This window comes from Rhodococcus sp. X156 (assembly GCF_004006015.1).
In the GTDB taxonomy this organism is placed as follows: Bacteria; Actinomycetota; Actinomycetes; order Mycobacteriales; family Mycobacteriaceae; genus X156.
Map to the genome: position 1 here is coordinate 495,321 of NZ_CP034766.1, position 10,720 is coordinate 506,040.

Sequence of the window (10,720 nt, forward strand, 5' to 3'; positions counted from 1 at the left end):
TCCTGCACCAGCCCAGTCCTGCACCAGCGCCTCGTCCCACCTCCTCGCCCCGCTGCACCCGAGAAAGGTCTCCCATGAAGCGAACCCGAAAGTCCCGGATGGCGGTGCTGGCCGGTCTGGCCACCACGGCCGCGCTCGTCCTCTCGGCCTGTGGCGGCGGGGCCTCCGGCGGAGGTGCCGGCGGCGACACCTTGCGGCTGGCCTTCAACGCCGACATGCAGGTGCCCGACCCGGACATCTTCTACGAGATCGAGGGCAACGCCCTCACCACCTCGGTCTACGAGGGCCTGGTCCGCTACAAGCCGGACTCCACCGAGATCGAGCCGGCCCTCGCCTCGTCCTACACGGTGTCCCCGGACGGCAGGACCTACACCTTCACCCTGCGCGACGGGGTGACCTTCCACGACGGCACCCCGCTGGACTCCGCCGCGGCCAAGGCCAGCTTCCAGCGCCGGCTGGACGTCAACAGCGCCCCGGCGTACATGCTCAGCGAGGTGGTGGACATGACCACCCCGGCCCCGATGACCTTCGTGGTCACCCTGGGCAAGCCGGTGAGCGCGTTCCTGGACTACCTCGCTGCGCCCTACGGACCCAAGATGGTCAGTCCCAAGGTGCTCGCCGACCACGCCGGCTCCGACCACGCCCAGAGCTACCTCAAGGACCACGACGCCGGCACGGGTCCGTTCACGCTCACCGAGTTCATCAACGGCCAGCGCTACGTGCTCAGCCGCTACGACGGGTACTGGGGGACCAAGGCCGCCTACGGCAAGGTGGTCTTCTCGATCGTCCCGGACACCTCCACCCAGCGGCTGCAGCTGGAGGGCGGGCAGCTGGACATGAGCCTGCACGGCTACACCACCGACGACATCAGCTCGTTCCGCAGCAACCCCGGCTTCACCGTCACCGACTTCCCGGCGGTGTTCAAGAGCTTCCTGTTCCTGGACGAGAACAAGGGGGTCTTCACCGACCAGAAGGTCCGCCTGGCGGTGCGCCAGGCCCTGGACCGCGAGGAGCTGGTGCGGACGGTCTACGGCGACCGGGCCACCCCGAGCACCCAGGTGTACCCGGCGGCGCAGCAGGTGACCGGCGGCTCCACCACCGCACCCGTGGACCCGTCGGTGCTGAAGAACCTGGTGAGCGGGCTGGGCAACAAGAAGGTCGACCTGGCCTACGTCAACGATGACTCCACCAACCAGCGGATGGCCGAGCTCATCCAGACCAAGCTCTCCGCCGCCGGCCTGCAGGTGACCACCCGGCCGATCCCCATGGCCCAGGCCTTCGACCTGCCCAACCAGCCGGAGAGCGCCCGGCCGGACATGGTGCTGTCCACCCTCAACCCCGACGCGGTGCACCCGGACACCTACGCCCGCATCTTCATGAGCACCGCGGGCTCGCTGAACTGGCTGCAGTCCTCGGTGCCCGCCGCCGACGCGGCCATGGACCGCGGGCTCAACGCCACCGATCCCGCCGAGGTCAGCAAGGCCTACGCCGCGGCCGGTGACGCCATCGCCGCCTCCGGGCTGTGGCTGGACATCGCCGACGTCAAGGAGACGGTGATCGCCCGCAAGGGCATCGGCAACCTCGTCCACCAGCTGCCGACCCTCAACACCGTGCGTCTCGGCGACCTCGTGAAGGAGTGACATGACCCTCTCTGCGGCCCCGGGCCACACCCCCGTCTCCACTGCTGCCGAGGCCCTGGTCTCGGTGCAGGACCTGCACGTCACGTTTCAGCGCAACGGCAGCGAGGTGCCCTCGCTCCGGGGCGTGTCCCTGGAGATCGGCCGCGGAGAGATCATCGGGCTGGTCGGCGAGTCAGGATCGGGCAAGAGCGTCCTCGGGCTCTCCCTGCTCGGCCTGCTGCCGACCAGCCCGGCCCCCCGGACGTCGGGGCAGGTGGTGGTAGCCGGCACCGACGTGCTGACCGCCACCGCGGAGCAGCGCCGGCTGCTTCGCCGCGACCACCTCGGTGCGGTGTTCCAGGACCCGATGACCTCGCTGAACCCCACGATGCGGGTGGGCAGGCAGGTCGAGGAGAAGGCGGGTTCCGCCCAGGAGGCGCTGCGGCTGCTCGACGCCGTCGGGGTGCCGCAGGCCAAGTCGCGCCTGCGGGCCTACCCGCACGAGCTCTCTGGTGGACTGCGCCAACGGGTGATGATCGCGATGGCCGTGGCCGGCAGTCCCTCGCTGGTGGTGGCCGACGAACCCACCACCGCCCTGGACGTCAGCGTGCAGGCACAGATCCTGGAGCTGGTGGTGAACCTGCGCGCGGAGCTGGGTTGCTCCTTCGTGTTCATCACCCACGACCTCGGGGTCGCCTCGGAGATCGCCGACCGCATCGCGGTGCTCTACGGCGGGAAGCTGCTCGAGGTGGGCCCCACCGCCGCGGTGCTGGAGGCGCCCCGCCAGCCCTACACGCTGGGGCTGCTGCAGACCCGGCTCACTCCGACGTCGGACCGTGCGCACCCGCTGCCCACCCTGAGCGGGGAGCCGCCGAGCCCCAAGGACCACCCGCCCGGGTGCCCGTTCGGCCCCCGCTGCGAGCTGCACGTGGCGGCCTGCGACGAACCGGTGCCGCTGGAGGCGGCGGCCCCCGGGCACCTGGTGGCCTGCACCCAGCCCGAGCGGCTGGACGAGCTGGCCCGCGCACTGGCCTCCACCGCGCAGTGGCCCGCCGGGCCGGTGTTCCGCCAGGTGCAGAAGGAGTACCCCGGCGTGGTGCTCACCGAGGTGCGCAAGGCCTTCCCGCTCGCCGGTGGTGGCACCCTGCAGGCGCTGGACGGGGTGGACCTGTCGGTGCAGCCCGGGGAGTGCCTGGCCCTGGTGGGGGAGAGCGGCTGCGGCAAGTCCACCCTGTTGCGGGTGGTGGCCGGGCTGGTCACGCCCGACTCCGGCGACGTCGAGCTGGGCCGCGGGGGGCGCCCACAGATGGTGTTCCAGGACGCGGGCTCGTCCATGACGCCGTGGTCGACCATCGGTGACCTGCTCACCGACCGGCTGCGTGCCGAGGGAGTGCCCCGGCGGGAGCGGGCCGCGGCGGTGCGCAGCGCGCTCGCCCTGGTGGGTCTGCCCGCCGAGGTGGCGTCCGCACGGGCTCGTCAGCTCTCCGGGGGGCAGCGCCAGCGGGCGTCGCTGGCGCGAGCGGTGATCGTGCCGCCCCGGGTGCTGCTGTGCGACGAGCCGACCTCCGCGCTGGACGTCTCGCTGGTGGCCACCGTGCTCAACCTGCTGGGTCGGCTGCGCCGCGAGCTGGACATGGCGGTGCTGTTCGTGACCCACGACTTGGCTGCCGCCCGGGTGGCCGCCGACCGGATAGCGGTGATGACCAAGGGCCGCATCGTGGAGGAGGGCGACGCCGAACAGGTCGTGGACGCACCCTCGCACCCGTACACCCGCGCGCTCCTGGACGCCGCCCCGCGGCCCGGCCGCCGCCGCACGGGCACCCTGCCCACCACCAAGACTGGAGCCGCGTGATGGTGACGACAGCGGATCGCACGAGACCAGCCCTGCAGCGGTGGGGCAGGGGCCGGACGGCCGAGGCCCACCACGTGCTGCGCCGGCTGGGCATCAGCGACACAGCGGCCCTGGCTGCGCTGGCAGTGGTGTTCGTGGTGGCCCTGCTCGCCCCGCTGCTGGCCCCGCACTCCACGTCGGTGCCGGCCGGCGAGGCCTTCCTCGCCCCGGGCGGCGGGCACCTGCTGGGCACCGACGAGGTGGGCCGCGACATCCTCTCGCGGGTCCTGGAGGGCATCCGCTCCTCGTGGCTGTCGGCGCTGCTGGTGATCGCCTCGGGAGTGGTGGTGGGCGGACTGGTGGGTGTGGTGGCCGGCGCCGTGGGTGGCTGGGTGGATTCGCTGCTGATGCGCCTGACGGACGCGTTCCTGGCGCTGCCCGGGCCGCTCCTGGCGATCTGCGTGGTGGCCGCCCTCGGTCCCTCGCTGACCCACACCCTGCTCGCCGTGATGATCGTGTGGTGGCCGTTCTACGCCCGCATCGTGCGTGGCGAGGTCCGGGCCCAGGCCGCCCGCCCGCACGTGGAGGCCGCCCGGCTCTCCGGGGTGGGTCCGGTGCGCATCGCGCTGAAGCACCTGCTGCCCGGGGCGCTGGTCTCCACGCTGGTGGCGGCCAGCCTGGACATGGGCAACCTGATCATCACCCTGGCGGCGCTGTCCTTCCTCGGCCTCGGTGCCCCCGCCCCCGCGCCCGAGCTGGGCGGGATGGCGGCACGAGGCATGTCCAACCTGCTCGAGCACTGGTGGGTGCCGGTGATGCCCGGCGTCGCGGTGCTGCTGCTCGCCCTGGTCGCCAACCTCGCCGGTGACGCGCTCCGCAACCTGCTCGCCGACCGATAGGAGACCGACGTGCTGCGCTTCGTGCTCACGAGAGTGGCTGGCGCCGTCGCGGTGCTGCTGTTCCTCACCGCGGTGGTCTTCCTGCTGCAGAAGAACACCCCCATCGACAGCGTCCGGGCCAAGCTGGGGGCCAACGCGTCCCAGCAGCTGGTGGATGCCGAGACCGCTCGGCTCGGGCTGGACCGTCCGCTGGTGGTGCAGTACGTCGACTACGTCGGCGGCCTGCTGCACGGCGACTTCCAGGACTCGCTGCGCACCCGCCAGCCGGTCTCCGCCGACCTGGCCACCTACCTGCCCGCCACGGTGGAGCTGATCCTGGCGGCGCTGGTCCTGGCGGTGGTGCTGGGCACCGGGCTGGGCATCGCCGCCGCCTCGCGCTGGCGCGGCGCCGGGGTGCTCAGGGTCGGGCTGGTCGCCGGGGCCTCGGCACCGGTGTTCCTGCTGGCGGTGCTGGGGATCCTGCTCTTCTACCGCACCCTCGGTTGGCTGCCCGCCACCGGCAGGTCGTCCTTCTACGACGCCCCCGACGGGCCCACCGGGCTGCTCGTCGTCGACTCGCTGGTGCACGGGCGGATGGACGTCCTCAGCGACGCGATCCGCCACCTGGTGATGCCGGCCGTCTGCCTGGCGCTGGGCCCGGCAGTGGCGATCGCCCGCACGCTGCGCAGCTCGCTGCTGACCAACCTGCAGGGCGACCACGCGCGCACCGCCCGGGCCAAGGGCCTGCGTGAGGTGCAGGTGCTGCTGCGCCACGGGCTGCGCAACTCGGCGGGCCCGGCGCTGTCCATGGCCGGCGTGCAGGTGGGGCTGATGTTCGCCGGCGTGGTGGTGCTGGAGTCGGTGTTCGCCTGGCCGGGCATCGGGCTGTACGTGGTGCAGGCCATCCCCCGCGCGGACTTCCCGGCCATCGCCGGGGTGACGCTGGTCCTCGGAGCCATCTACGTGGTGGTCAACTCCGTCGTCGACTTGCTGCAGGCGGCCGCCGACCCCAGGATCACCCGATGAGCGTGCGCAAGGTGGTCCCGCTGACGCTGGGCTACGAGGACCTGCCGCTGGCCTACTCGCTGCTCGGCGCACCGGCGGGTGAGCGCATCCGCGAGCCCGTGCCCGCCGTCCTGCTGGACACCACCGACGGCTGGGTGCTGCTGGACACCGGCTTCAACACCGAGCTGCTGACCAACCCGGTGCTGCGCGAGCGGTACCACCCGCGGGAGTCCTCCATCCAGCCGTCGCTGCCGCCGGGCGAGGACGCCCCGCTGGAGCAGGGCCTGGCCCGGCACGGCCTCACCGTGGCCGACATCGCGGTGGTGGCGGTGTCGCACCTGCACAACGACCACTGCGGCGGGCTGCACCACTTCGCCGGGAGCGACGTCCCGGTGCACGTGCAGGACGCGGAGCTGACCTACGGCCTCAGCGCCGACGACGCCGTGGAGTACGGCATCTTCCGGGCGGACTTCGACAACCCGGGGCTGCAGTGGGTGCGCGCGCAGGGCGACGCCGAGATCGTGCCCGGGGTGTCGGCGGTGCTCACCGCCGGGCACACCCCCGGACACCAGAGCTTCGTGGTGGACCTCGAGGACGGCAGCGGCTACGTGTTCGCCTTCGACGCCGCCGACCTGCAGGTCAACCTGGACGAGGAGCGACCCGTCGGCGGCACGGTGCACGTGCCGGCCGAGGACACCCTGGGCCCGATCCTGCGGCTGAAGGAGATCGCCCGGCGCACCGGCTACCGCCTGGTGCCCGGCCACGACCCGGAGGTCTGGCCGGCGCTCACCGCCGAGCTGGCGTGATCCCGGCCGATCGCATCACTCACCGTTGACCAGCGCGCCGACGGCGTGCGACGGTTCGCCCATGTCCGCCCCCGCGCGCTCCACCCGAGGTCAGCACCGCACGGCTGCGCTGGTCCACGCCGCCGCCGGGCTGCTGCTGGAGCGCGGGATCACCGCGATCAGCCACCGCTCCGCCGCCCGACGAGCCGACCTGCCGGTGTCCGCGGCCACCCACTACTTCCCGGACCTCGAGGACCTCAAGCACGAGGCGCTCGCCGCAGTGATCCAGCGCTGGACCATTGCCACCCACGAGCTGGTCGGTCGGTTGCCCGAGCGCCTGGAGACGCCCGACGCCCTGGCCGCCGCCGTGCTGGAGATCGCCACCGCCCGCCCGGCGGAGGCGTCCTCGGCCACTCCGACGGGGGTGATGGCCATGTACGAGCGCTACCTGGAGGCCGGTCGGCACCCGCGCATGCGTCCGCTGGTGCACGACTACAACGCCGAGCTGCTGCGGCTGGTGAGCGTGGTGCTGGCCAAGGGTGGGCTGCCCGCCGACCCAGCGACAGCCCGGCTCACCCTGGCCGTGGTGGACGGGGTGGCGTTCTTCGACATCGCCGAGGGAGTGGCGCCAGCGTCGGCAGCCACGCAGGCGCTGGCTCGGATGCTGCGGCTGATGTACGCCGAGAAGAGCTAGCACCACCCGCGACCCTGGCTTGGTGCAGCGCCACCCCCCAGCGCTGCGCATCCCTCGCGGCCAGGGCGACGAATGGCTGGGAGAAGACGCTACGCGGCCGGTCAGGACACCGCGACCGGCTCCTCGGGGTCGCTGTGCTGACGGGTGTCCCTCGCGTCGAGCTGCTTGAGGATCTGCTCGCCCTCCACGTCCACGTTGGGCAGGATGCGGTCCAGCCACCTCGGCAGCCACCACGCGGCCGAGCCGAGCAGAGTCATCACCGCCGGGATGATCACCATCCGCACCACGAAGGCGTCGAACAGCACGGCCGCGGCGAGGGCGAACCCGATCGACTTGATGAAGGCGTTGTCGCCCAGCATGAACGAGCCGAACACCGACATCATGATGATCGCGGCGGCGGTGACCACCCGAGCACCGTGGTGGAACCCTGAGGTGACGGCGTCCTTGGGCGTCGCGCCGTGCACGTACTCCTCGCGCATCCGCGTCACCAGGAACACCTGGTAGTCCATGGCCAGGCCGAACACCACGCCGATCAGGAAGATCGGCATCATGCTGACGATCGGCTGCGGGTTGGCGATCAGCCCGAGGGCGCCCTCCTGGAAGATCGCCACGGTCGCCCCGAACGTGGCCAGCACGCTGAGCAGGAAGCCGAGCGTCGCCGTCAGCGGCACCAGGATCGAGCGGAACACCAGCATCAGCAGCAGGAACGCCAGCCCGATCACCACGGCCAGGTAGGGCACCAGCGAGCTGGACAGCCGCTCGGAGACGTCGCCCTCGATGGCGGTCTGGCCGGTGACCCCGATGCTCACTCCCGTGGTGCGGTTGAGCCCGCCCTCGGCGTCGCGGATGTGGCTGACCAGGTCGTGGGTGGCGGTGCTGCTGGGTGAGCTGGAGGGGATCACCGTCAGCTGCGCGGTGTCGCCGGCCGGGTTGACCGCCAGCACCTGGGCGTTGGCCACGTCGCCCTGGGCCTTGATGGTGGCGACCACCTGGGCGAAGGCCTCGGCCTTGGGCACGGTGGCCTGGGAGGCGTCCACCACCACGATCAACGGGCCGTTCACACCGGCGCCGAACGCGCCGGTGACCAGGTCGCTGGCCTTGCGCTCGGTGGTGTCGGGGTCGGCGGTGGAGTCGTTGGGCAGGGCCAGCTCGAGGTTGGCGGCGGGGATGGCCAGCACGCCCAGCAGCACCACGCCGGCCACCAGGGTGAGCACCGGGACGCGGCGGACCAGCCGCGCCCAGCGCAGGCCGTTGGTGACCAGGTCCTTGTTCTCCTCGGCGTCGTGGTCGGTGATGCCCTTGATCCGGCCGGCGAAGGCCTTCTCGCCGAGCAGGCCGAGGATGGCCGGCAGCAGGGTGAGGGCGAGCACCACGGCGATGGCCACGGTGAACGCGGCGGCGTAGCCCATGGTGGCCATGAACGGGATGTTCACCACCCGCAGCGCCACCAGGGCGATGATCACGGTGAGTCCGGCGAACACCACCGCAGACCCTGCGGTGCCCACCGCGCGCCCGGCCGCCTCCTCGCGGTCGCCGACCTTGCCCACCTCGTTGCGGTAGCGCGAGAGGATGAACAGCGAGTAGTCGACCGCCACCGCCAGCCCGATCATGATGGCCAGCGTCGGGGTGGCGGAGTTGAGGTCGAAGAACCCGCTGGCGGTGGTGATGGCCAGGCTGCCCACCGCGATGCCGATGATGGCCATCAGCAGCGGCAGCCCGGCCGCCACCAGCGAGCCGAAGGTGATGGTGAGGACCACGGCGGCCACGGCCAGACCGATCAGCTCGGCAGCCTGGCCGCCGGCCTGCTCCGCGGCGGCGGTGCCGGTCATCTCCACCGTCAGCCCCTCGCTGCGGCCGAGCTCGGCGGCGGCCTTCAGCTGGTCGCGGGTCTCCGGGGTGATGTCGGTGATCGCGCCGGTGAAGCTCATGGAGAGGTAGCCGACCGTGCCGTCGGGGCTCAGCGGCGACAGCGCCGCGGCGTCCTCCGGCGACTTGCCCGCCCCCTCGGCGGCCTGCACCAGCGCAGCGGCGGCCACCACCGGGTTGACCAGGGTGTCCGGACTCTTGGCCTGGGAGATGGTCTTGAGATCGGCGACGACCTTGTCCATCGCCGCCTGGTTCTGCGGGGAGCTCAGCGTCTGGCCCGCCGGCGCGGCGAAGATGAACCGCTCGGTGGGGGTGTTGATCAGGTCGTCGGCGCCGGCCGAGGGAAAGCGCTCCTTGAGCAGCTCCTGGGCCTCCGTGGCCGGGGTGCCGGGGATGGAGAAGGTGTCCACCGTCGGTCCGGACAGCGTGGAGGCGGTGCCACCGAGCAGCACCAGCAGGAACACCCACGCCCCGATGACGCGGCCCTTGCGCCGGTAGGCCAGCTTTCCCAGCCGGTAGAGGTAGTTCGCCATCAGGACTCCAGGGGTGCGGCGGGGCAGTGCTGGGCACGACGGCGCCCTCTCCCGGCGCGCCCGATGGTCAGGACCCGCTCAGCCAGCGTGAGCGCGGCAGCAGTCGACCAAGCGTGTATTCACCTGTCCGCCAGGGCAATGTTGCGGCGGATGTAAAAAAGTGATTCTGGGCACACCACGCCGGGGGTCACCAGCGCCGGTGGCGGCTCAGCCCTTGGCGACGCGCAGCGCGGCAGTGATCATGGGGACCTGCAGGGGCAGGCGAGCCAGGGCCACGGCCTGCAGCGGCTTGGACCGGGACACCACCTTCACCGAGTACACGTTGGCGGGGAAGACGCCGACCAGCACCGCGGCGCTCACCCAGCCGCCCAGGCGTCGAGTGGCAGGGACGAGCAGCAGCGCCGCGCACGCCGCCTCGGCAACGCCGCTGACGTACACCCAGCGCCGGGCGTCGCCGATGCCCGGCGGGATGATCGGCTCGAACACCTGCGGGCGCACCGCGTGCACCACCGACGACCCGCCGAGCCCACCGGCGAGCAGCGCCACCCGACGGTGCTCGGGGTTGCGCAGCAACCGGGTCGCGCGGACCAGGGCGGCCCCGGGCAGGGCGTTGGTCAGCACTCGGGCGGCTCTCGTGCGGGGGGCTCTCATGCGGCGATCCTGTCAGGACGGAGGCGTCAACGTGCGCAGGCCGGCGGCGAGCACCGACGCGCCCTCCCGGAGCAGGTCGACCAGCTCCAGCGTCTCGTCGTCCAGCCACTGCTCGTAGGCGGCGATGGCCACACCCAGGAACATCCACGCCACCGAGCGAGCCAGGTGGTCGTCGTCGGCCACGCCCAGCCGGCGGGCGGCGTGCTCGGCCACCACCTGTCGCCAGCCGGCGTACATCAGGGCGGAGTGCGCCTGCAGCGCCGGGACGCCGAACACCAGCCGCATGCGCTGCCGGTGCCAGGGGGCCTCCGCGGCGGGGAAGGTGTTGAAGTCCACCAGCGCCCCACCCAGCTCCTCGGCCAGCGGGGTGCCCGGGGGCAGCGCGACCAGGAAGGCCCGCATGCGGGCCAGCTCGGCGTCGAAGTCGCCCCAGGGAATGTCGTTCTTGGAGGCGAAGTAGCGGAACAGCGTGCGCCGGGAGATGTGCGCCGCCTCGGCGATCTCGTCCACGCTGGTCTCGTCAAACCCGTTGCGCGCGAACAGGGGTAGTGCGATCCGGCTGATGGACGCCCGGGTGGTGGAGGGGCGGCGTCCGGCGCGGGCGGCCAGGTCGTCGACGCGCACGGGACCTTCCACAGCGGTGTCCACCTGCCTTCCGTGCTGGTCCAGGTACCTCCTGGCTTTCCTTCGGCACTGAGTGCCATTATGGTGCCTGTCACACCGCAACGGTGATCCCGCCAACACTCTGGAGAGTCCCATGGCCGAGCAGACCGCCCCCCAGTCCACCGACGAGCCGATGGTCGAGGAGACCCTCGTCGAGGAGGTCTCCATCGACGGCATGTGCGGCGTGTACTGAGC

At 72.0% G+C, this 10,720-nt stretch carries 10 protein-coding genes; 7 read left to right on the forward strand and 3 right to left on the reverse strand.

The window, feature by feature from the left end; genetic code table 11:
* Window positions 1-74 precede the first annotated feature (74 nt).
* The 6 genes from ELX43_RS02390 (at window position 75) to ELX43_RS02415 (ending at window position 6,812) form a co-directional block, all read left to right on the forward strand.
* The gene (locus ELX43_RS02390) at window positions 75-1,640 is read left to right on the forward strand and encodes an ABC transporter substrate-binding protein (protein WP_127781970.1); all 1,566 of its coding nucleotides are present in this window, start codon (window positions 75-77) and stop codon (window positions 1,638-1,640) included.
* A gap of 1 nt (window position 1,641) precedes the next feature.
* Window positions 1,642-3,471: an ABC transporter ATP-binding protein gene (locus ELX43_RS02395; protein ID WP_127781971.1), complete on the forward strand. Its 1,830-nt coding sequence runs from the start codon at window positions 1,642-1,644 to the stop codon at window positions 3,469-3,471.
* The gene (locus tag ELX43_RS02400; RefSeq protein WP_127781972.1) at window positions 3,471-4,349 is read left to right on the forward strand and encodes an ABC transporter permease; all 879 of its coding nucleotides are present in this window, start codon (window positions 3,471-3,473) and stop codon (window positions 4,347-4,349) included. Before ELX43_RS02395 ends, ELX43_RS02400 begins: the two co-directional genes overlap by 1 nt.
* A 21-nt stretch (window positions 4,350-4,370) precedes the next feature.
* Window positions 4,371-5,354, forward strand: a complete 984-nt coding sequence (locus ELX43_RS02405) for an ABC transporter permease (RefSeq protein ID WP_346773861.1) — start codon at window positions 4,371-4,373, stop codon at window positions 5,352-5,354.
* A complete protein-coding gene (locus ELX43_RS02410) occupies window positions 5,351-6,139 on the forward strand; it encodes an N-acyl homoserine lactonase family protein (RefSeq protein ID WP_127781974.1) in 789 nt (262 codons plus the stop codon). Before ELX43_RS02405 ends, ELX43_RS02410 begins: the two co-directional genes overlap by 4 nt.
* 61 nt (window positions 6,140-6,200) lie before the next feature.
* Window positions 6,201-6,812 carry a hypothetical protein gene (locus ELX43_RS02415; RefSeq protein WP_127781975.1) on the forward strand — a complete coding sequence of 204 codons (612 nt, stop codon included), beginning with the start codon at window positions 6,201-6,203 and terminating at the stop codon, window positions 6,810-6,812.
* A 101-nt stretch (window positions 6,813-6,913) separates the two neighbouring features.
* Here the strand turns inward: ELX43_RS02415 and ELX43_RS02420 are convergent, their stop codons facing one another.
* The 3 genes from ELX43_RS02420 to mftR all read right to left on the reverse strand — a co-directional run bounded on the left by ELX43_RS02420 (window position 6,914) and on the right by mftR (window position 10,486).
* Window positions 6,914-9,211 carry an MMPL family transporter gene (locus tag ELX43_RS02420; RefSeq protein WP_127781976.1) on the reverse strand — a complete coding sequence of 766 codons (2,298 nt, stop codon included), beginning with the start codon at window positions 9,209-9,211 and terminating at the stop codon, window positions 6,914-6,916.
* A gap of 207 nt (window positions 9,212-9,418) precedes the next feature.
* Window positions 9,419-9,862, reverse strand: coding sequence for a hypothetical protein (locus ELX43_RS02425; RefSeq protein WP_241249651.1), 444 nt, complete (start codon window positions 9,860-9,862; stop codon window positions 9,419-9,421).
* Between the two features lie 12 nt (window positions 9,863-9,874).
* Window positions 9,875-10,486: a mycofactocin system transcriptional regulator gene (mftR, locus tag ELX43_RS02430; protein WP_241249659.1), complete on the reverse strand. Its 612-nt coding sequence runs from the start codon at window positions 10,484-10,486 to the stop codon at window positions 9,875-9,877.
* A 133-nt stretch (window positions 10,487-10,619) separates the two neighbouring features.
* Here mftR and mftA point away from each other — a divergent pair, with 133 nt between their 5' ends.
* Window positions 10,620-10,718 carry a mycofactocin precursor MftA gene (mftA, locus tag ELX43_RS02435; protein ID WP_127781978.1) on the forward strand — a complete coding sequence of 33 codons (99 nt, stop codon included), beginning with the start codon at window positions 10,620-10,622 and terminating at the stop codon, window positions 10,716-10,718.
* Window positions 10,719-10,720: the final 2 nt, after the last annotated feature.